Annotated in this window: 19 protein-coding genes; 4 read left to right on the top strand and 15 right to left on the bottom strand. The window is 37.0% G+C overall.

Translation table 11 applies throughout. The features are described 5' to 3' along the window. Positions 1 to 19: 19 nt before the first annotated feature. Positions 20 to 1,306, bottom strand: coding sequence for a GTPase HflX (hflX, locus tag NSQ74_RS05460; protein ID WP_340821976.1), 1,287 nt, complete (start codon positions 1,304 to 1,306; stop codon positions 20 to 22). Positions 1,307 to 1,633: 327 nt separating this feature from the next. After that, positions 1,634 to 3,124: a sodium/proline symporter PutP gene (gene putP, locus NSQ74_RS05455; protein ID WP_340821975.1), complete on the bottom strand. Its 1,491-nt coding sequence runs from the start codon at positions 3,122 to 3,124 to the stop codon at positions 1,634 to 1,636. Between the two features lie 196 nt (positions 3,125 to 3,320). On the opposite strand from putP, the gene NSQ74_RS05450 reads away from it, so the two are divergent. Beyond that, the gene (locus NSQ74_RS05450) at positions 3,321 to 4,481 is read left to right on the top strand and encodes a class I SAM-dependent methyltransferase (protein WP_340821974.1); all 1,161 of its coding nucleotides are present in this window, start codon (positions 3,321 to 3,323) and stop codon (positions 4,479 to 4,481) included. A 41-nt stretch (positions 4,482 to 4,522) separates the two neighbouring features. Here the strand turns inward: NSQ74_RS05450 and NSQ74_RS05445 are convergent, their stop codons facing one another. Both NSQ74_RS05445 and NSQ74_RS05440 read right to left on the bottom strand, forming a co-directional pair. Continuing rightward, positions 4,523 to 5,842: an ABC transporter permease gene (locus tag NSQ74_RS05445; RefSeq protein WP_340821973.1), complete on the bottom strand. Its 1,320-nt coding sequence runs from the start codon at positions 5,840 to 5,842 to the stop codon at positions 4,523 to 4,525. 1 nt (position 5,843) lies between these two features. Beyond that, positions 5,844 to 6,530 (bottom strand): ABC transporter ATP-binding protein, encoded by a 687-nt coding sequence (locus NSQ74_RS05440; RefSeq protein WP_340821971.1) that lies wholly within the window; start codon positions 6,528 to 6,530, stop codon positions 5,844 to 5,846. A 421-nt stretch (positions 6,531 to 6,951) separates the two neighbouring features. Between NSQ74_RS05440 and NSQ74_RS05435 the strand changes: the two genes are divergently transcribed. From NSQ74_RS05435 to NSQ74_RS05425, 3 genes are all read left to right on the top strand, one after another. Then, positions 6,952 to 7,572, top strand: a complete 621-nt coding sequence (locus NSQ74_RS05435) for a DUF47 domain-containing protein (RefSeq protein WP_173479367.1) — start codon at positions 6,952 to 6,954, stop codon at positions 7,570 to 7,572. A 20-nt stretch (positions 7,573 to 7,592) separates the two neighbouring features. Beyond that, a complete protein-coding gene (locus NSQ74_RS05430) occupies positions 7,593 to 8,609 on the top strand; it encodes an inorganic phosphate transporter (protein ID WP_340821968.1) in 1,017 nt (338 codons plus the stop codon). Between the two features lie 261 nt (positions 8,610 to 8,870). Then, positions 8,871 to 10,979, top strand: coding sequence for an MMPL family transporter (locus NSQ74_RS05425; protein WP_340821967.1), 2,109 nt, complete (start codon positions 8,871 to 8,873; stop codon positions 10,977 to 10,979). Between the two features lie 55 nt (positions 10,980 to 11,034). On the opposite strand, the gene NSQ74_RS05420 is transcribed toward NSQ74_RS05425, so the two are convergent. From NSQ74_RS05420 to NSQ74_RS05370, 11 genes are all read right to left on the bottom strand, one after another. Beyond that, positions 11,035 to 11,640: an alpha/beta hydrolase gene (locus tag NSQ74_RS05420; RefSeq protein WP_340821966.1), complete on the bottom strand. Its 606-nt coding sequence runs from the start codon at positions 11,638 to 11,640 to the stop codon at positions 11,035 to 11,037. Between the two features lie 18 nt (positions 11,641 to 11,658). Next, positions 11,659 to 11,850 (bottom strand): hypothetical protein, encoded by a 192-nt coding sequence (locus NSQ74_RS05415; protein ID WP_340821964.1) that lies wholly within the window; start codon positions 11,848 to 11,850, stop codon positions 11,659 to 11,661. A 22-nt stretch (positions 11,851 to 11,872) separates the two neighbouring features. Beyond that, positions 11,873 to 12,337, bottom strand: coding sequence for a hypothetical protein (locus tag NSQ74_RS05410; protein WP_340821963.1), 465 nt, complete (start codon positions 12,335 to 12,337; stop codon positions 11,873 to 11,875). Between the two features lie 215 nt (positions 12,338 to 12,552). Continuing rightward, on the bottom strand, positions 12,553 to 13,170 hold the full coding sequence (locus tag NSQ74_RS05405) for an NUDIX hydrolase (protein ID WP_340821962.1): 618 nt from the start codon (positions 13,168 to 13,170) through the stop codon (positions 12,553 to 12,555). 13 nt (positions 13,171 to 13,183) lie between these two features. Then, positions 13,184 to 14,272 (bottom strand): AI-2E family transporter, encoded by a 1,089-nt coding sequence (locus NSQ74_RS05400; RefSeq protein ID WP_340821960.1) that lies wholly within the window; start codon positions 14,270 to 14,272, stop codon positions 13,184 to 13,186. A gap of 470 nt (positions 14,273 to 14,742) precedes the next feature. Beyond that, positions 14,743 to 16,440 (bottom strand): M3 family oligoendopeptidase, encoded by a 1,698-nt coding sequence (locus NSQ74_RS05395; protein WP_340821958.1) that lies wholly within the window; start codon positions 16,438 to 16,440, stop codon positions 14,743 to 14,745. Positions 16,441 to 16,521: 81 nt separating this feature from the next. Then, on the bottom strand, positions 16,522 to 17,097 hold the full coding sequence (locus tag NSQ74_RS05390; RefSeq protein ID WP_340821956.1) for a YdcF family protein: 576 nt from the start codon (positions 17,095 to 17,097) through the stop codon (positions 16,522 to 16,524). 87 nt (positions 17,098 to 17,184) lie between these two features. Then, positions 17,185 to 18,927 carry a methyl-accepting chemotaxis protein gene (locus NSQ74_RS05385; RefSeq protein WP_340821954.1) on the bottom strand — a complete coding sequence of 581 codons (1,743 nt, stop codon included), beginning with the start codon at positions 18,925 to 18,927 and terminating at the stop codon, positions 17,185 to 17,187. Between the two features lie 208 nt (positions 18,928 to 19,135). Next, entirely contained in the window at positions 19,136 to 20,884 is a 1,749-nt protein-coding gene (locus NSQ74_RS05380; protein WP_340821952.1) for a methyl-accepting chemotaxis protein, read from the bottom strand. Positions 20,885 to 20,975: 91 nt separating this feature from the next. Continuing rightward, positions 20,976 to 22,271: an arsenic transporter gene (locus tag NSQ74_RS05375; RefSeq protein WP_340821951.1), complete on the bottom strand. Its 1,296-nt coding sequence runs from the start codon at positions 22,269 to 22,271 to the stop codon at positions 20,976 to 20,978. A 158-nt stretch (positions 22,272 to 22,429) separates the two neighbouring features. Beyond that, on the bottom strand, positions 22,430 to 23,149 hold the full coding sequence (locus NSQ74_RS05370; protein ID WP_340821949.1) for a YebC/PmpR family DNA-binding transcriptional regulator: 720 nt from the start codon (positions 23,147 to 23,149) through the stop codon (positions 22,430 to 22,432). Positions 23,150 to 23,172: the final 23 nt, after the last annotated feature.

Below are 23,172 nucleotides of genomic sequence, written 5' to 3'. Positions count from 1 at the left end.
CGCATTGATTATCTTATTGCTATTTAACAACGAATTGTTGATATTTTGCGTAATCCGCTTCTTTTACTTCAAGCTTGAGTAATGTGCCATTTTCTTCATATGCCGTTTCATAAATCGTTGCATTTTCATTTAAATAAGAAACTACATTGCCCTGCTCATATGGTATAAGCATTTTACATGTGACATAATCAGAAAAAATGTGCTGTCGTATAATTTGTAATAGTTCATCTAAACCATTACCCTGCTTTGCAGAAATCCAAATATTATCTCCACTAATGACAGGATACGGAACATTTGCTAAGTCTGCTTTGTTATAAACATATATAGTAGGGATTCCCTCAACGCCAACTGCCTTTAACGTTTCGTTTGTAACATCCATCATAAAACCATGCTCTGCATTTGAGACATCTACAACATGAAGCAATAGATCAGCATCACGTGCTTCTTCTAGTGTCGAGCGAAACGCCTTCACTAGATGATGCGGCAATTTACTAACAAAGCCGACTGTATCTGTTAATAAAAATGACTTTTTATCATGTAATTCAATATAACGGACAGACGTTTCAAGTGTCGCAAACAGCATATCCTTTTCAAATACTTGTTTGTGATCTTCTTGACCAATTTTAGCGAGTAGTTGGTTCATAATTGTCGATTTGCCGGCATTCGTATAACCTACAATAGACACAACAGGTACGGCATTTTTCCGACGTTGTTTTCGTTGCGTCTCTCGCTGCTCTTTCACTTGCTCTAACTCTTTTTTGATTTTTGAAATCTGATCTTCAATTTTACGACGATCTAGCTCAAGTTTCGTTTCACCAGCTCCACGGTTTTTAAAACCGCCTCCAGTACCTCCGCCTTGTCGGCTTAACGAAGCATGCAAGCCGACTAATCGAGGAAGCATGTATTGAAGTTGCGCCAACTCTACCTGCATTTGCGCTTCACGTGTTTTTGCACGGCGCCCAAAAATATCTAAAATTAACATCGTACGATCGATTACTTTCGTCTCTAAATCGCGCTCTAAATTACGAATTTGGGAAGGTGATAATTCATCATTAAAAATCACCAGATTGGCTTGCGCTTCTTCAAAAAAGCTTTTTATCTCTTCGATTTTACCTGTTCCAACATAATGTGAAGGTGTGACACGCTCTAAATTTTGTGTAACAACACCTAAGACTTCCACATTTAATGCTTCAGCTAAATTTGTTAACTCTTCCATAGAATACTCAAAATGCTTATCATTACGTAAATTTACGCCAACAAGAATAGCTTTTTCTAGTAAAACATCTACTTCTTTCAATTTTTCCACTCACAATCCTCCCACCAACGCCTTGGTGACGCTACAGCAAATTTTCTCCATCTTACCATATAATGCCCGAATCTGTGTCTTTTAGTCGAGTTCTTTTAATTCCACCAAAGCGCTATTTATTTAATAAAATCATTCTAGAGTTGAGTTTTAATTACTAAAAACAAATGCGCCCTAAAATTGGGCGCATGCGAACTGTAGATAAACTCTTTTTATTTTCTTAACCTATTATAATGAATAAATCTACATGAAACTTTTCCACAATATTTTACGGGCTTAACCTGCATTATATAAGAAACGAACAATATTCACTCTTTAAAGTATTGTTCATCATTTCCCTCGTTCTTCTTTTAACAATGATACGCTACGATTGAATTCATCTTCAATCTCTTCATTTCTTTTATATGTCATCATACTAACAATAACGGCTACTACTAAACAAACTAGGAAGCCTGGTACAATTTCGTAAAGAGCCGTTGAAAGCGATTCTATTTTTCCCCAAACAAAAGCTGTTAATGCACCCAACACCATCCCACTCAACGCTCCGTAATTCGTCAATCTCTTCCAATATAATGATAATAAAATAATTGGTCCAAACGCAGCTCCAAAGCCAGCCCAAGCAAAACCTACTAAATTCAAAATAGAATTTTCAGGGTTCCAAGCTAAAATTGCTGCAATAATTGCTACTACTAATACGGCCATTCGACCAATAAAAACATAATGTTTATCGGTAGCTGTCTTATTAAACAACGCTTTGTATATATCCTCCACAAGTGCTGAAGAAGTGACAATTAATTGCGATGAGATTGTACTCATAATTGCCGCTAAAATAGCTGCTAACATAATACCTGCAATAAATGGATGGAACAAAATTTGGCCAAGTACAATAAACACCGTTTCAGCGTCCTTTAATTCGCCAGCATTTTGCTGGTAGTATGCAACGCCTACTAATGCGGTTGCAAGTGCACCAGCAAGACTTAAAATCATCCATCCAATACCAATACGGCGAGCCTGTTTTGTCTCCTTCACAGAACTAATCGCCATAAAACGTACGATAATATGTGGTTGCCCAAAGTATCCTAATCCCCAAGCAAGGGAAGAAATAATCGCGGCAGCAGTTGCTGTCGCAGGTAATAGACTTAAATGCTCTGGGTTAACCGCCTTAATGGACTCTACTGTTTCACTAAGTCCACCAGTTAAAAATACCCCGAATAACGGTACTGTTATAAGTGCTAAAAACATAATTAATCCTTGCAAAAAGTCTGTATAACTCACCGCTAAAAATCCACCAAACAATGTATAGGCAACAACTACGCCTGATACTATTAATAAACCTGTATGGTATTCATAGCCAAATGAACTATCAAAAAACTTGCCTCCAGCTACCATTCCTGAAGATACATAGAATGTAAAAAATATAAGTATGATTAGCCCAGAAGCAATTCGTATTAATTTCGTATTATCACGTAATCGATTATCCAAATAACTTGGAATTGTAATAGAGTCATTTGAAACTTGCGTATAAACTCGTAATCTCGGTGCGACAAACATCCAATTTAAATAGGCACCGATTGTTAACCCAATTGCAATCCACGCCTCTACAAGTCCTGATACATAAATCGCACCTGGCAACCCCATTAAAAGCCAACCAGACATATCCGCAGCACCCGCACTAAGGGCTGTAACAGCAGGTCCTAACGAGCGTCCCCCTAGCATGTAATCCGTTAAATTTGAAGTTTTTACAAATGCATACCATCCGATTCCTAGCATTGTAATCATATAAATAATAATAGCGATTAGCTGATAAGTGTTGTCCGACATAAGTCTTCCTCCTATCCACAATTATTCTTTACCTTCAAAAAACTTTTCACTATAAATATACCGTAAAAATTATTAAAAATAAAATCGTTTATCTGAATATTCGATATACTGATTGTTTAAAATTGAAAACAACAATGAATTAATAAAATTGTGTTACACTAATGCCATCTATTACACAACGAAGAAGGCGAAATAAATGACATTTGAAGAAATGAAAGCACAGCTACAAGAGCAATTTACACAACAACAACTCGTTGCAGCTACAATCAGTCAACCTCGTATGAAGTCTAATGAAGTAAAGCGTATTAAACTAAAGCCCATCATGCTGAAAGATGCTTATCATATACAAATTGAATACCAATATGAACGTATTTTAAAACATGAGAACGTCATACTAGCTGATTTCCCTCCTAAGCTCGAGCTGTTTTTTGCTGACTTCCGTCAAGCACATATCGATTTTATTGACGAAAAAGTACAGGTGCAACTATCGAAAAAGAACAAAGTATTATGGAAGTCTGATAAAGTAGCTACACCAAAGGAAGTAAACTTATCACATAACCGCAAGAAAAACTATTTACTTGATGAGTCCACCCCCTACCCTTTTTTAATTCGCTTAGGTGTACAAAGTGAAGAAGGAAAAGTAAAAAAACAAAAATACGATAAATTCAAGCAAATTAATCGCTTCATTGAATTTATCGACGATGCCTTAGCCCATTTGCCAAAAGATCGCCAAGTGCGAATTTTAGATTTTGGTTCAGGGAAATCCTATTTAACGTTTGCCTTATATCATTACTTAAAAATTGAAAAAGGTTTGGATATTCGTGTCACTGGCTTAGATTTGAAAAAAGAGGTTATCGAGGAATGCTCACGTATTGCACAGGATTTAGGCTACGAGCAACTTGAATTTTTAGTTGGGGATATTAATGACTATAATGATGAATCAAATGTAGACATGGTAGTGACTCTCCATGCCTGTGATGTAGCAACAGATATGGCATTATCACGCGCAGTGAAATGGGGAGCAAGTGTTATTTTAAGCGTGCCATGTTGCCAGCATGAGCTAAACCGTCAACTTGATACACCCGCACTCGACATCATGCTACAGCACGGTCTTGTCCGCGAACGCTTTGCTGCATTGGCTACCGATTCGATTCGCGCAGAGATTTTATCGCTTGTTGGCTATGAAGCACAATTACTGGAATTTATCGACATGGAGAACACACCGAAAAATATTTTAATTCGAGCGTATTATACTGGTAAAAAGCCAAGTGCACAGCAACGTGCTAAGTACGACGCTTTTGTCACACTGTTGAATGCGAAGCCATTTTTGGCAAATGAATTAACATCTTATTTATAAACTATGAGAACCCGAGGCGCATTATGTGCCTCGGGTTCTTTTTATAGCTCTTGTCGCAATGCTTGGATAACATCGATTTTTGTTGCTTTACGAGCTGGTCGGTAGCCAGAAACCATAGCAACACCAATACTGATAGCAGACGCAATAAGAACGAGCTGCCATGGAATAAGTGAAAATGTAATATCAGACGAACCAAACGCATCTTCACCTGTTGCCGCTTTTAAAATTAACGGTAAAATCGCATTTGCCGTAAAGCTAATAGCATACGAAATCACTACGGCAATGATTGTTCCAAAAATGCCGATAAATGTACTTTCCATTAAAAATAATCGTTGAATAAGCTTTGGACTCGCTCCGATTGCCTTTAATACGCCAATTTCACGTGTACGCTCTGTAACCGCCATAGTCATCGTATTAAAAATCCCAATAGAGGCGATTAATACGGCAATTGTTCCAACAAAAATTAAGCCAATCTTTAATACAAGGAAAAATACATCCATTTGATCTAATTGCTCAGTCACTGAATACACATTGTAGCCTTTGTCTTTTAGCTTTTCCAAAATAGGCTTTACGTGCTCTAAACTGTCTGCATATATATTAAATTCCGAATTAAATACTTCATCTTCTGGTACATCATCTAATGCCGCAAAACTGCTACCTATTGCCTCTTTCTGTTTTGAATCCATATAAACTGTATTGTCAATCATCCAATCATAAGAAGGCTTCTTCGTCACACCGACAATCGTATATTTCACCTTTTCAGTTTCAGATGTTCCATTTGAATTAGATATTAAAGATAACTCAATCTCTTTACCAATGACAGACTGTTTATATCCTTCTTCATTACCATCATAATACGTTCCCTCTGCCTCAGCCTTTTTACTTTTTTCTTTAATCTTATCGCGATCAGCGTCGTTTAATAAAGTTTGGCCGAAATGATATCCAACAATAATCTCATTCGGCTTTGTTGGATACTGTCCTTGCGCAAGTTTCCCAGTTACATCTTTAAAATCTTTCATATTCGTTAAGATTAAGTTTGAATTTGCATCACGATCTTCAAAATAAGAGTGTGCACTTGCATTAACTGTAATCGTTTCAAGCACTGTGTTAACATTTTCTATCGACTTTATTTCATCTTTCTGTTGCTCTGTAAATTGTGAGCCATCATATACTTGTATTTTTGTTACATTTTCATCCGAAAGTATTTCGTTACGAATCGAATCCTGTAGTCCAAACCCTACGGATGCCAGGACAATTAAAAACGCACAACCCATTGTTGCAGCCAGCACCGTCATAAATACCCGTAATTTATTTTTCTTTATATGTTGTATAACAAAGTCTAGTTGATCTTTCCATATCATGTTATTCTACCTCCTTTACAAGCTCGCCATCATACATTCTGAAACGTCGATGAGCAATAGTCGCCACTTCTTCATCGTGCGTAATAATAACAAAAGTTAAGCCAAGCTCACGATTTAAGCTTTGAATTAGGAGTAAAATATCTTGTTCTGTTTCAGAATCCAAACTCCCCGTTGGCTCATCTGCAAGCAATATTGGAGGATTGGTAATCAATGCTCTTGCAATACTTACACGCTGTTGTTGACCGCCTGATAATTCATTTGGATAATGGTCAGCTACTGCAGTTAATCCAACCTTGTCCATTATCTTCTTCACTTTTTCTTTACGTATAGCTTTGCTAGCACCTTGCAATTTCAAAGGCAATTCAATATTCTCAAATGCCGTTAAACCTGGCATGAGTTGAAAGTTTTGAAAAATAAAACCGAACTGTCGCAATCGAAAAGCTGCACTCTCTGTTTCATTAAGTTTGGCTGTCTCTTGCCCATTCACCTTAATAGAGCCTTGTTCAGCCTTCATAAACCCTGCTAAAGTTTGAAGCAATGTTGATTTTCCCGAGCCACTTTTGCCGACAATTGCGACAATCTCTCCTTTCTTCACTTCAAAATTGACACCCTTTAATACAGGTACATGCTTTTCCTTGCCTTTTTTCCCAATTAAAAATGTATGTTGTAAGTTCTCGACTTGAATCATTTTGTCTTAATGCCCCTTTCTCGTACTTTCTAATTGTAGAAAATAATTCTTAAAAATATGGAAGGATAAAAATGAAGATATTCTTAAGAAAATAGGGAACACTATGTTTAAGGGGCGTTTCTTTACAATACCTTTACAATTCAATTTTACACGCAAGTATAATCGAGTGATTGTAAATGTTACATTCTGTACTAAACAGACTATATTTTTCTCAAAAATACTTATTATATAGGCGTTTTTCTGTACTAATAGGAATAAATACACATACAAAACAGCATATTTGTGAACAAATTGTATATTACAGGATTGTAAAGTTTTATGTAGAGAAGATAAATTTTATGTAGATAAACGAAAGATTTTGTTATGATAGTAAAGTTTAAAGGTTGATTATTTTATATACATCCAGGAGGATTTCATTTACATGCTTAACTCAAAAAAACAAGACCCTTTCTTTATAGCATTGCATAAAATTGCAGAAAACATGAGAGAGGCCGTACATTACGCAAATGATTTTCGTATTACAAGTGTAGCTGACTTAAAAGAGATTAGCATTACAATGAAGAATTACGAAACAGCTGGCGATAAACTTATTCATGAACTTATCGTGATGCTAAACAAATCATTTATGACACCGATTGAGCGCGAGGATATTTTAGAATTCGCAATCCGTATGGACGACGTGTTAGATGGTACGGAGCATTGTATCGCTCACTTTGAAATGTTCTCCTTAACAGAAGTTGACGAAGCGATGCGTATTTTCTTAGGCTATATTTCAAAAAGTGCCGACGAAATTGTTAAAGCTACTGAAGAGTTAAAGAAAAAAAATCTTATCGGCATGCGCCCACATGCAATTTTAATAAAAGACTATGAGCGCGAATGTGACGAAGTACAAAGAACTTCGATTAAGCAATTGTTTTTAAATGAAAAAGATCCAATCCGCATTATTAAGTTTAAAGATATTTATGAACAACTAGAGGATATCGCTGATTATTGTCAAAACGTTGCAAACACAATGGAAACAATTATCATGCGTAACGCGTAATTAGGAGTGGGTCACTTACAATGAATACAATAATTATACTAACCGTATTGGTCGTCATCTTTGCCCTAACATTTGACTTTATCAACGGTTTCCACGATACAGCAAATGCTATCGCAACTTCGGTTTCAACTAGAGCATTGCCTCCACGCGTTGCCATTATTATGGCGGCGACGATGAACTTCATCGGTGCTATTACTTTCGTTGGTGTAGCAAAGGCTCTAACAAAAGATATTGTAGATCCATTCTCTTTAAATGCATTTCAAGGAGATACAACAGGTTCTGTCGTTATTTTAGCCGCATTAATTTCGGCTATTATTTGGAACCTACTTACTTGGTACTTTGGTATCCCATCAAGTTCTTCACATACATTAATCGGTTCAATTGCCGGTGCAGCAGTTGCTTCTGCAGGCTTTGGCGTACTTAACTACGGTGGTTTTACAAAAATTATTATGGCTTTAGTATTTTCACCAATCATCGCGATTTGTGCCGGCTTTCTTATGATGTCTCTGTTTAAATTATGGTTTAAAAACTTAAATCTATATCGTACGAATAAAGGCTTCCGTACAATGCAAATTTTTACAGCGGCTATTCAATCGTTTACACACGGTACAAATGACGCGCAAAAAGCAATGGGTATTATGACAATGGCGTTAATTGCTGGAGGCTTACACACTGGGGATGATATTCCTTTCTGGGTTCGAGCTGCTGCGGCAATTGCCATGGGTCTTGGTACTTCTATTGGTGGCTATAAAATCATTAAAACAGTCGGCGGTAAAATTATGAAAATCCGTCCTGTTAATGGCGTTGCAGCGGATTTAGCTTCTGCTACTGTTATTTTCGGTGCGACATTAGTTCACTTACCAGTATCGACAACACACGTTATTTCTTCATCAATCATGGGCGTTGGTTCAGCACAGCGTGTTCGTGGTGTAAACTGGGGAATGGCACGTAAAATTGTGACAACATGGATTATTACAATGCCAATTTCAGCTGTTATGGCATCCGTTATTTACCTTATATTATCTTTATTCTTCTAGATGTTACGGCACTTTCTACTCACAGAAAGTGCCTTTTTTAGTGACAGGCACTCACACAATTCTCACACAATTAGGCGTAGCCCTTTGCAAACTCCAAGTAAAAATCCACGAAGACGGTTGCGTCTAACTCCGTGCCCGCGGAAAGCGCATTGTTTTTTTACACTTTAGGAAAATTGCCGTTTGAGTAGGAGTTTTACTTTGTCACACGACAAAAAGCGACACATCCTTTACACTGGTTTAAAAGGGGGATGCTTTATTATTATGAAAACTTTTTCAGCTTTTATCACTGCACATGCGAAAGCTATCGTTGCAATTTGGGTTGTTATTTTTATCGCAATGGCTGTGTTTGCTATACAGCTTCCGAGCAAACTGCATGGAGATGGCTTTTTTGTTGAAGCTGATCATACCTATGTCACAAATGAACTAGCAAAAACATTCGACTTACCTGCCGAAACTATAATGGTTGTCTTTGACCAAGTAGACAATAAAAAAATCGAAGACACCTTACAAAAACTCAATGACATTCAAGAAATCCATTCAATCCAGTCACCATTGGATGATTCTTCGCTACAAAAGAACGGTATCGCCTATGCCATGGTACATTTTAAAAATAACATTGAAAATTTGCCCGATACAGTAAAAGAAGTTCGCACATTAGTTGAAGAGGATGGCATTAGTATTACAGGTGGACCTGTGATTTCTGAGGATATAAATGAAGCTAGCCAAAAAGACTTGGCTTCTGCTGAAGCAATTGGTTTACCAATCGCTATCGTCGTACTATTACTAGCCTTTGGTACCGTTGTAGCTGCAATTTTGCCAATTATAATTGGTGTCGTTACGGTTGTCACAGCATTCGGACTGTTGACACTACTTAGTGGTAGCGTTAACTTATCTATTTTTGTGTTAAACATTGTGCCAATGCTAGGACTTGCCCTCAGTATTGACTTCGCTCTACTATTTATTAATCGCTATCGCGAAGAACGTGGTCATTCTACAGTTGCCGATGCGATACAAATTGCTATCCAGACAGCTGGCCGTTCAATAATCTTTTCTGCTGTTTGTGTCATGATTGGTCTTGGGGCCATGATTGTTATTGACGTTGAAATTTTCCGCAATATTGCACTAGGCGGCACAATTGTCGTGTTATTCGCAGTGTTGTCAGGTCTCACTTTATTACCTGCTACAATGATGGTGTTGGGAGACCGTCTAAATAAGTGGCGCATAATACGCGTAAAGCCAGGTGGGACAAATCGTTGGCGCAGTTTTGCTGGCTTTGTTATGAAACGACCTGTATCGATTGTCATTGTCGCATTATTGTTACTTGGTATCGGTATGATTCCATTAAAGGATATTAAACTAGCTATACCTCAAGTGGATTCTTTACCAACTAAATATGATGCTCGTGCAGCATACGATAAATTAGATGACACGTTTGGGCTCGGTGATACTTCGATTTTATATTTACTCGCTGAACGTAAAGATGGCTGGGAGGATGAGAAGGCAAGAGAGCTACTGTTTGATATACAAGAACAGCTTCTTGACGATCCACTCGTTGATCAAGTATCAACTATTTATACGGCTTCTAATATAAAATCGCCAGAGGAATTAACAGCATCTTTAGAAATGCCACAAGTTGCAGAACAATTAAAACCACTTATTGATACCTTTTCGAAGGATACACAATTGTTTATCCCTATTACATTAAATGTAGCTGGTTCGTCCTCTGCCGCACAAAAATTTGCAAGAACATGGATGGACAAAGATTTAAACGTCGATTTTAAACTAGGTGGACAAGGTAAATTCAATCAAGAGATTTTCGATGAAATTGCGGATAAAATCGTATTCGCTGTTTTGATTATTATCGTGTCAACGTTCTTTATTTTAATGCTTGCTTTCCGTTCGGTTTTAATTCCTCTCAAAGCAATCATTATGAATATTATTGGGTTATCCTCAGCGTTTGGGATACTCGTATATATATTCCAATATGGACATTTCGGAATAGAGGCTGGCACAATTGTCCTCATCATTCCGGTTATTGTATTTTGCCTTGTATTTGGTTTGAGTATGGACTATGAAGTATTTTTAATATCTCGAATACAAGAGGAATATCAAAAAGGTGCGGATAATACTCGTGCAACAGTAGAGGGACTTACATCTACTAGCCGTATCATTACATCTGCTGCGCTTATTATGATCGTTATTACTGGCGCATTTGCTTTTACCGACGTTATGCCTGTAAAGCAAATCGGTGTTGGTATTGCCATTGCAATCGCGATTGACGCTACAATTATTCGCCTTATGCTTGTCCCAAGTCTTATGAAGCTATTTGGCGACTGGAATTGGTGGCTACCCTTTGCTAAGAAGAAGTAATTTCTACAAACAAAAAACCGAGAATGCTAATTTACAGCGTTCTCGGTTTTTTCGTTTAAAAATATTTACGATACCACTCTCTTGCTGAGTCTACTTCAGGCATTGTAAGCTGGTGACCATAGTTAAACCATGCTGTTGTTACATTAGCGCCTGCACCAGATAATAGCGACTCTAAATCCTCTGATTCCTGTGCTGAACACATTGGATCATTTGTTCCGGCTGCAATAAATACAGGCGTATTAGCTAATGCAGGAAGTTCAATTCCACGTCTCGGCACCATTGGATGATGTAAAATCGCCCCTGCCAATGCATCTTCAAAATGGAATAATAAACTTGCAGCAATGTTTGCCCCATTAGAGTAGCCAAGTGCTACTATGCGTGTACGATCAAAACCGTATTGCTGTGCAGCTGTTGCCAAAAAGCTTTGTAATTCTTGCGTACGGAAAATTAAATCTTCTATATCAAAAACACCTTCAGCTAAACGACGGAAAAACCGAGGCATACCGTTTTCTAATACATTACCGCGTACACTTAAAACATTAGCTGTTGCATCAATTTCTTTTGCAAGGCTAACTAAAGAATGTTCGTCTCCACCTGTACCGTGTAATAACAATAAGGTAGGCTTTGTTTCATCTGTTCCTTTATGAAATATATGTTGCATGAACACATCACCTTTCAATTATCTTGAATCCGAGATAATTGTAGCTTGTGGTAAAATTAAATTCAAACTTTTTGACTTATTAACTTCACGATTTTCGCTATTTGGCTGTTCTTCATTGTTTTTATAGAAATTTTGAATCGTAAAAACTGAAAATAAGCATGCAATTACTAAAACAATAAGTACAACCCCCACCAATTTTTTACCACTCATTACGCGTTTTCCCCCATATTACTTAGTTCTTTTTACGAAAGCCTTCTTCCAATAAATATTCTTTTGCCGCATCATACGTGCCAAAGGCTTCTTCTAGATTATCTCGATGATACACATTCCATGAACGTTGTTCAAAAGCAAGCTCTAATTGATCACCTTCACGATTACGCCAAGTCTCAATAATCGGTTCTTCTTCCTCTTGTTCCTCACCTAAATACGTAATCGCATCTTCAATAATGGTACGTAGCTGTTGCTCATCGTAATCACGAATATTTACTAATCCTTTATCATTTGCCTCATTTTCGTAGCGCAATAAATCCCCTACAAAGACAAAACCATTTCCGTTTGGATGCAATTTTTCAACGACAATCGTTTTTTCAAACAGACTGTCCATAAAATGATAATTCACTCGTTTCATCGAAATTTCTTTTCTCGTTAATTCTGAAAACGATTCAATTATCGCTTGTTTTTGTTCAAATGTTAGCATGTATATGCTCCTTTTCTTTCATTGTAATTACAAGTATAGCTTATTTTCTACACAAATTAACATATAGACATAAAATGCTCATAAAAATAACTTCAATTCATTTCGAAGTTATCTTTATGAGCCACTATGATTATATACATGCGAATTAGCACTGTTTCTTACCATACTTCATTGTTTTTCATATGTGTAATCAACTAGCGGATAATTAAGCTATTCTATCGTCTGTACATTGAATTTTTTACAAAATCTATTACATCTGCAACATACAACTCACGATATGGAACAAATTGCGCAGTGCTTACAGGTCTCACTACCCGTGCACGTTGTCCATCTGGAAAATATTCATATCCTTCAATATTCAGCGTGACGGTTTTTCCTAAAAAGAAATCTTCGGCTTCATCAAGCTTTGCTCGAACAACACCCGAAACTTCCTCATATTGCAACTCAAAAGAATCCCAATTGTCTTCAAAAGGGTACAAATAAACATGACAAAATTCATTATCAATCATTTTTTCGGATACGATACTACATGAAGTCATACCCATTTTCACGACTTCATTAATATCGATTGTTAATCCTAATTCTTCTCTTACTTCTCGTATGCCCGCTTCCACTGTCTCAATGGCTAGTAAGTGACCTGCTGCTGTAATATCAAGCAGTCCTGGATAGTCCTTTTTTTGGGCACTACGAATTTGGAAATAAATATAGTTCTCGTTGACAAGCCAACAGTGAAAAGTCTCATGCCACAAGCCTTTTTCATGTACTTCTGCTCGTGTAGCCGTGCCAATTTGTTCATGCTGCTCATTAAAAACTTTCACAATCTCTTGTTCCATTTTTATTCGACCCCTATACAGACTTCGTAGCCTTTTTCTTTATTGCAATTCGTTTATCATAAATATTCGAAACAATAACCTTTAATACCGCATAAAAAGGAACGGCAATTATAATCCCTATGAAGCCTGCTATATTTCCTGCTGCTAAAATAATTGTAATAACCGTTAACGGATGAATATCGAGAGATTTTCCCATGACATTCGGTGTAATGAAGTTACTATCAATCTGCTGCGCAATAAGCGTAACAACACATACCCAAACAACAAGCATCGGATCCTGAATAACTGCCACAATCACTGCTGGTGCAAGGGCTATCCACGGTCCGATAAACGGTATCATATTCATAAAGAAGGCAAAAATAACGAGCAATAATGAATACTCTAAGCCAATAATTAAATATCCAACATACATAATAAGTGCTAATAAAAAGCTAATTTGCAGTTGACCTTGAATATAACTACGTAATACATCATCAATTTCACTTAACGTCTTTTTTATCCATTCCCGACGTTCACCACTAAAATATTTATAAATGGATGGCGCAAATTTCTCATGATCTTTCAACATAAAGACGAAGAAAAATGGAATTAAAATAGCTAATAAGGAAACTGAAACAATGGACTGTATAAATGATACGAGCCATTTACTTGCAACGACAGCAATACTTTGTACAGAATTAGCAAGATTATCGATAAATTCGGTTATTTGTGGAGGTAAATTATCCTTATTGCTGAACAAGCTGACCACATAATCAGTTGCATCTTGAATGCTTGATCCAATCAACGGTGCATTTTTCGCTAGATTATTAAGCTGTGTAGCTATCGGATTACCAACAACCCACCCAAAGATAACTACCATGGCAATCAGTCCAACAATAATTGTTAATATACTAGCCCATCTTGGCCATTTTCGCTTTTCTAAAAAACGCTGAATCGGCTCTGTCACATAATACAACACGCCACCAAGTAATAACGGCACAAATATCGCTTTTAAAATAATCGCAAGCGGTGAAAAAATCCAATGAATTTCTATAAAATATTTAAGTATTAGTAGAACTAGTAAAGTGCCTACTCCTACTTGAAACCATACTTTCCTCGTCACGTTCTTCACTTCCTTTTATCACAGTTACTGAAAATACTACTTATATATTAACCATTTCGCAAGTATCCTAGTATTTATTACAAACATAAAAAAAGATAACAGACTAAAAAACAACTTATATTGGACAATTTTGTATAAAAACCCTTCCGTGGTCTCCCCAAAAAAAGGCTGGGACATAACATAAAATATTTTAAATGGGCAACGATGTTCATATATTGAGAGCACACTAGTTGATGGTAGCGAAGGCGGTGAATCCTGCGAGACGCACACAGCGTAAGACGTGGGCAATCCGCGCGCTAGCGAGCGTTGAGGCTTACGTGTGTGCCCACTGAAAGCAAACGCCGTAGCGGGCATCAACGGCATAGTAAAAAGTGTTAGATCGATGGCAGTCAATCTAACACTTTTTAACTGATATATGCTAATGTCCTTCTGGAGTAACTATATTAGCTCTAGAAAGATTCTATCGCAATCTATAATTTTGTATCATCCACTGAATTTAAGTAGTTTTCAATATCACCAATTACTGATTCTACACAGCCATCCTCAAATGGTGAAATTAAACCAGCTTCTTTCACAAGCTTCGTAAATGACATAGAGCCTCCTAAGCCACATAAATGGATATAGTCTTTCCAAGCAGCCTCAAACTCTTCACGTGAACGTTTCCAGAATTGGAATGCACAAATTTGCGCTAACGTGTAGTCAATATAATAGAATGGGCTTGCATAAATATGTGCCTGACGTTGCCATATACCACCTGATTCTAAGTAGCTATTGCCATCATAGTCACGATGCGGTAAATATGTTTCCTCGATTTTTTTCCATGCAGCTTTACGCTCAGCAGGTGTCATCGTAGGGTTTTCATAAATAACATGTTGGAATTCATCAACAGCAACACCGTAAGGAAGAAATAGTAAGCCACTGCTTAAATGTGTAAATTTATATTTCTCTGTATCTTCTTTGAAGAATAATTCCATCCAAGGCCATGTGAAGAACTCCATACTCATAGAATGGATTTCACATGATTCATATGTTGGCCATAAATATTCTGGAATGCCAATATCACGGCTTGAGTATACTTGGAAGGCATGTCCAGCCTCATGTGTTAACACATCAATATCACCTGATGTACCGTTAAAGTTTGAGAAAATAAATGGCGAATGATAATTTTCAATAAACGTACAATAGCCGCCACTTTCTTTTCCTTTTTTCGCTACTAAGTCCATTAAGTCATGGTCAATCATAAAGTTGAAAAATTCACCAGTCTCAGATGATAGTTCTTCATACATTTTTTTACCGTTTGCGACAATCCAATCTGCATCACCTTTTGGCGTAGCATTTCCTGTTAAGAAGTTTAGCGCTTCATCATAAAACTTTAAGTCCGAAATGCCGATGCGCTTCGCTTGACGCTCAAATAATTTTGTTGCAACTGGCACGATTAAATCACGCACTTGGTCACGGAATTTTTTCACCATATCCGCATTATAATCAATGCGGTTCATACGAATATAGCCAAGCTCTACATAATTTTTATAGCCTAACTTTACAGCAATCTCATGGCGTACTTTGACAAGCTCATCATACAACCGATCAAATTCCTCTTCATGCTCAGCAAAAAAGCCAAAGCGAGCTTCTGTAGCCGCTTTACGCATTTCACGATCTGTCGATTCTGCATAAGGTCCTAGCTGAGCTAACGTTAATGTTTCCCCATTAAAGTCAATTTGAGCTGAGGCAACTAATTTATTATATTCGGAAACTAGCTTGTTCTCCTTTTGCATTAAATCAATAACTTGCGGAGAGAACCCTTTAATTTGATAGGACGCTAAGTCGAATAACTGTTGGCCCCATTTTTCTTCAAGCTGCTCACGGAATGGTGAAACTATTAATGCTTTATAGTATTCTGTTGTAATCTCTTCAAGCTCTGGGCCTACTTCATCAAAATAGTCACGTTCTTCTTGATAAAACGAATCGTTCGTATCAATCGATGCTCGAATATAAACGAGATTAGCCATTGTCGCAAACTCATTGCTTAATTCATTTAACTTTTCAATTAGCTCGCTTTGCGCCTCAACAGATTGCGCTTCTTTAAATTGCTCAATTAAAGCTAATTGCTGCTCTTTCATTGCTGCCACGTTTGGACGGCTGTATTTATAATCTTTAAACGTTGTCATAGAAGTACCCTCTTTCTGTCGTTTACTCATTATATTTCTATTATATGACAAATATATTAAAGAAAGAAAGTAAATATACCATTAATGTCCTATGATATATGTTTTTAACAATGCAGCTCTTTCACGAATCCTTAACTTCGCTTCTACAGATTTTGGCGTTTTTGCAACAACGACATCCGCCTCTAGCTGAAGCTTATTCGCTAAATACTTTGCTCTTTGCAAATGGAAATCATTCGAGACGATCGTAATATGCTTAGTTCCCTCTGGAAGTAATTCTTTTGAAAATAGTAGGTTTTCATATGTCGATGTGGATTGTTCTTCCACTAAAATTCGTTCAGGGTCAATCCCTTTCTCTTGCAAGTACGACAACATTGCAGAAGCCTCTGTCCTATCCTCATCTGCTCCCTGACCACCTGATACGATTACCTTCACGTGCGGATACTCATTTAGATAAGCTACAGTCTCTTCCAATCTATTTTTTAAAGATAGAGATAATATCCCACCAGGCTTTACTTTTGCCCCAAGCACTATCGCATATTGTTCGGTTCCATCAGCAACTGGCTGTGTCCCTCGTTTCATTTCTTGTCCTAACCATATATAGAGGGCACTACCTATACAAACGACAATTGTGATTCCTCCCACCAACCACTTTTTCAAATGCAACACCCCTTTTTACTTACAACGTCCAGAATATAAAAAGGATGCTTGTACAAATATTGGCTACTGTACAAGCATCTTTATTAACTATCTTATAGTAAAGCGTTGAATCGATTCCTGTAATGCTGAGATTTCGTCTGTTAAATCGTTGGAGGATTCGCTAACAAGTTGTATAGCTCTTTGTTGCTCGTCAACAGATGCTGTTACTTCCTCAGAAGCTGCTGCATTTTTTTCACTGATCATAGCGATACTTTCAATAGACTGCATCATATCATCTTTAGAGCTATTTAAATATGCCACACCTGAAGTCATGTCTCCAATAATTGCTATAATTTTTTCAACAGCTAGTTCAATTTCATTAAATGAAGATTCCATTATTCCAACTGAATTATTTTGCTCTCGAACAATAGCACTTGTTTTTTGCATTTCATCGTTCACTAAATTCGTTTCACTTTCAATTCCACGTAGCGTTGTGCGTACTAAGTCTGTGGCAACGGAAGTTTGGTCTGCTAGCTTTCTCACTTCCTCCGCTACTATTGCAAATCCTTTGCCATGCTCCCCAGCACGTGCCGCTTCAATCGATGCATTTAATGCAAGAAGGTTTGTTTGATCGGAAATCTCATTAATCGTTCCCACAATACCTTCAATTTCTCTTACTTTAACAATTAAGCTATTAAACACTGTTTGTACACTATTAATAAGCGTAGACGATTCCTGTGATGTGTCCTTCAAACTATTTAAATTTACAAGCCCTTCTTCATTGGAATGCTTCATAATTTGAGAAGCATCTAACATTAATTCATTTTTATCATGCAGCCCTACAATTTGCTGAGCAAATGCTATAGCTGTATGATTCGTATCTTCAGCATCTGAAGCTTGTTTAACTGCACCTCTTGAAACTTCGTTAATCGCTTTCACAATTTCATCACCGTACGCATTAGTTTCCTCAGCAACGGCTGTTAAATTAGACGAAGTAGATTGAATTTCAGCGATTGATTCTTCCACATTTGTAATTAATGTCTTCAATTGATCTACCATATCATTAAAGCCCGTGTTTAATTGGCCAATCTCATCTGTACGTTGTAGGTTTTCAATTTCCACCGTTAAATTACCTTGCGCTACTTCACGTACACGAGTCGACAATTTTTTAACAGGCAAAGCCAAATGTCTAGAAACCAATATGACGATAACTGTACCGATAATAATGGCTCCTAATAGTGTCAGTCCAATAACTAATAACAATGAATTAGCTTCCTTATTAAAATCTTGCATATATGTACCCGATGCTATAATCCATCCCCAATGTGGATCTTTTGTAGAGTAAATGATTTTATCGGCTAAAACATCCTGACCTGGAAGTGCAAATTCATATTTTGTAAAGCCCCCACCCTCTAATGCTCGTTCAGTTACATCGCGAATAAAATACGTACCACTACTATCCTGTTCATCCCACAAGTTATCCCCTTCACGAGTAGGATGTGTTGTTAGCGTCCCTTTATCGTCTAACACGTATATATACCCATATTCACCTAAATTACCAGGATAATTAATTGGTCGCTTTCCCTCACTATCCTTTGGACCAAGTAACGCTTCACGTACTTTTTCCTGCGCAACCTCCAATGGGATGTCGCCTTTTTCTACACTTTCATTTGCCAGTTCGATTAATTGCAAAGTAGACTCAACGCTATTTTGAAGGACTTGTTCCCCTAATCCTTCCATCCCATCCTTTGCTTTCCCATAGCTAACTATACCAATGATTAAGCTCGGCACTATTAATAATGCCATTGAAACGATAATTAATTTCCCCTGTATTGAACGTAAAAATTTCATACTTTACACCCCTTTTTACTTCTATCGTTTAATGCATTAATCATATTATGGAATGGTTTTACAGTTTACACAATGGGTAATTCACAATAAATGTGTAGAATATTCAGATTTTCGAGTAAATATGCTAATATACACATTTTTTCGCACAGAAGAAAAACTATCTTTCTACAGGGATACGTTGTGTAGAAAAATAGTTTTTTGATTTTCTTTATAATTTAAATGTATTAATCGCTTCAATTACTTCCTTTGATGTACGTTCCAAAATTTCCACAACTTCATTTAATTCTGAAACCATTGCCACCTGAAGATCCGAAGCTGCTGCTACTTCTTTAGTTCCTAGGGCACTTTGCTGTGCAATACTTTGCATTTGCTCTATTGTCGCTAATATTTCTTCTGAGCCTGCTGACATTTGTTCTATGACTGAAGAGTCATCCTGAATTTTATTATTAACAAGCACTACGGATTGTAAAATTTGAGAAAGGCTCGTACCGATACGTTGCACTGCTACATTACCTGCCTGCACATCCTCCGCACTTCGCGCCATTTCAGAAAGGGCGCGTTCCGTAATATCTTTGAAACTTATTAAATGCTTTTGAATATCATCGGCTGAAGTCTTAGACATTTCAGCTAACTTACGCACCTCGTCAGCTACAACAGCAAAGCCTTTCCCAGCTTCTCCAGCCCGCGCCGCTTCAATAGCTGCATTTAATGCAAGTAAGTTTGTTTGATCAGCGATATTTGTAATAACCTGGACCATATCTTCAATTGATTGAAATTTATTACCCATTTCTTCCACATGTCCTGCTGTACGTAAGACTGAAGATTCTACACTTTGAATTTGTGAAACAACCTCATGGGAATGGGTTACATTCGATTCGACTAATCCTGTCATCGCAGTAGAAGACTCAGCTATTTCCGAAGTTGTATCTGCTAAACGTTGAATGCCAATCGACATTTCGTTCATCGTTAACACAACCTCATTATTATTTTGCTGGTGCTGCTCACTGCCTGTTGCAATTTCGATAATACGGTCTGCAATCTTCAAATTGGATGTTTCAACCTGCTGTGATGTAGCATCTATTTTGCCTACAACATCTTGCAATGCCACAGTACGATGTTGAATAGTTTGGAATGTGTCTTTTAACTTTATAAGTGATTCCTTGAAGGCCAGTGCAAAAACTGTAATTTCATTTTTATTTTTAAAATGAATTTGTTCCACTGCTTTTGTAGCTTCCTCAATATCACCTTGCGCAAAGCTTTCTGCAGCTTCCCCTAAATAACTTAACGGTTTTAATGAACGATTTACATAACGATACACTACGTACATAACAATCGCCGTTAAAATTAACATAATTGCAATAAGAGCTGGTAAAACAGAAGATAATACGGTATTCGTTACGCCGCTTACTTGTGTTGCATCAATGTCTACACCAACAAAGGCAACGATAGTACCTGATGCATCTTTTAACGGTACTGTACCTGATAAATAATCGCCAAAATCACTATGTAATATTGCTGAATAATAACTGCCTGTAGACATTACTTTTTCTATATCTTTATAGTATGTAGAAGATGATTCCGTATTAATAATACCTGCATTTTCTTGATCATCTTTAGGCATTCCATCTACTAAAAATTTTACTTTTTGATCTTCCTTTGGTACGGCAAATGTGTAAGCATAGAGAACGCCATTTTGTTCACGTAATCCATTTAACTCTTCTCTTAACTCCCAGTATAATTTAGACTCCGATGGGCTTTTTGAAAGTGCAATATAATCATCAACATTTAACTGTTTAGCAATGTTTTCTGCCATCGCAACTGCCTGTGTGCCCATCGTTTTATTTACAGATGATTTTGCTGTGTAAATAGTAGTTACTATAAAACCAATCAATAAAGCGACTATTGTCATTAATAACATTAAAATAATTTTATTACTTAACTTATTTGTTCTTGTCATATTATTAGCACTTTCCTTCTTCATTTTACTAGTATACTAATTACTTATTATTACTGAATATTTTATTTTTTCAACTATTTTGACTTTTATACTATGATATTATTACTAACCAAGCAATTAATGCTAGTAATGTAATGAAAAGTGTCGGTATAGTTAGTAAAATACCTATTTTAAAGTACTGCCCCCAACTTATTTTAATACCTTTTTGTGCCAATATATGAAGCCATAATAATGTTGCCAATGAACCAATCGGTGTCATTTTCGGTCCTAGATTCGTACCTATCACATTGGCGTAAATCAATCCTTCTTTAATTGTTCCGCTTGCACTTGTTTCAGCAATAGCCAATGCATCAATCATAACGGTCGGCAAATTATTCATAACTGCAGACAAAATTGCTGCAACAAAGCCCATTGTTAATGTCGCTACAAACAAGCCGTGCTGAACAGTAAGCTCTAACAAATCTGCTAATAAACCTGTAAGACCTACATTTTTCAGACCATAAACAACAACGTACATACCAATTGAAAAAAACACTATGCTCCACGGTGCACCTTTAATAACCCTCTTCGTATCAATGCTTTTGCTTCTCCGTGCCAACGATAAAAAGATAATTGCAACACTACATAAAATAAATGACACTGGAATAGTAAAATACTCACTCGATAAGAAACCTAGTAATAATACTGCGATAACGTACCAAGAAATATTAAATAACTTTTGATCTCGAATCGCGACATTCGGGTGAACTAATGCTTCCATTGAATACTGCTTCGGAATGACTTTTCTAAAAAAAACATATAGCACGAAAATGCTAGCGATTAAAGAAACGATATTAGGCACGACCATATGCACTGCATATTCCATAAAACCTATATTAAAATAATCCGCTGACACGATATTCGTTAAATTACTGATTACTAGTGGTAATGACGTTGTATCTGCAATAAAACCACTCGCAATGATAAACGGAAATACCCTTTGCTCTGTTAAGTTTAACTTTCTTACCATCGCTAAGACGATTGGCGTTAATATTAGTGCTGCACCATCGTTTGCAAATAATGCAGAAACAATCGCACCTAAGCAGGCTATATAGATAAATAGCCGAATCCCACTTCCTCTCGCAAGTCGAGCCATATGCAATGCAGCCCATTCAAAAAATCCGATTTCATCTAAAATGAGGGAAATAATAATAATCCCTATAAACGATAACGTTGCATTCCAAACAATATCGGTAACTGCCACGACATCGTTGATTGTTACGACACCGAGCATTAAGGCAAATGCTGCACCTATACATGCAGACCAGCCGATAGATAATTTACGTGGCTGGACAATTACTAAAAATAACGTCACTAAAAATATAACGATAGCTAAAAAAGTTTGCACAATTCTCCTCCTTAAATCTGCGACATCCGGTAGAACCTTTAACTTGATTCAACCACGGTCTGTATCCATCATGATTTGATTTCATTAATAGCTCTTTACCCCTAAGTTAAAAAAACCAGTAGCAAAGGATTGCTACTGGTCTGACTTATAATAAAAAATTATTCACCTAAATCTGCGTTATGGTAAACGTTTTGTACATCATCTAATTCTTCTAATGCATCAATTAATTTTTCAAATTTCGCTACATCATCACCTGTTAATGCAACTTCTGTTTGAGGTAGCATAGAAAGCTCAGCAACAGTGAATTCTTGAACGCCCGCCGCCTTCAGTGCTTCTTGTGCAGCAAAGAATTGGTCTGGTTCCGCATAAACAATGACTGTCTCATCTTCTTCAAGAATATCACGTGCATCGACATCTGCTTCCATTAAAATTTCAAGAACTTCATCGGCAGTCTTGCCCTCTAAACCAATAACTGCAGTTGAATCAAACATATAAGCTACAGAACCACTTACGCCCATGTTACCGTTGTTTTTACCAAATGCCGCACGTACATCAGAAGCTGTACGGTTAACATTGTTTGTTAAAGCATCAACGATTAGCATTGTTCCAGCTGGTCCGAAACCTTCGTAGCGTAGTTCATCGAAGCTTTCATCGCCGCCACCCTTCGCTTTTTCGATTGCTTTTTCAATAATATGTTTAGGAACACTGTAAGTTTTAGCACGTTCAAGAACAACTTTAAGAGCGCGATTTGATTCAGGATCTGGTTCGCCTGATTTTGCTGCTACATAAATTTCACGACCGAATTTTGCATTCACTCGACTTGTGCTTTGGTCTTTTGACGCCTTCTTTTCTTTAATATTGTTCCACTTACGACCCATTGTTTCCACTCTCTTTCGAAAAT

This window comes from Lysinibacillus sp. FSL W8-0992, from assembly GCF_038008685.1.
Lineage (GTDB): Bacteria > Bacillota > Bacilli > Bacillales_A > Planococcaceae > Lysinibacillus.
Note: the sequence above shows the minus strand (reverse complement) of the source record. Positions and strands in the feature narration are given on the sequence as shown.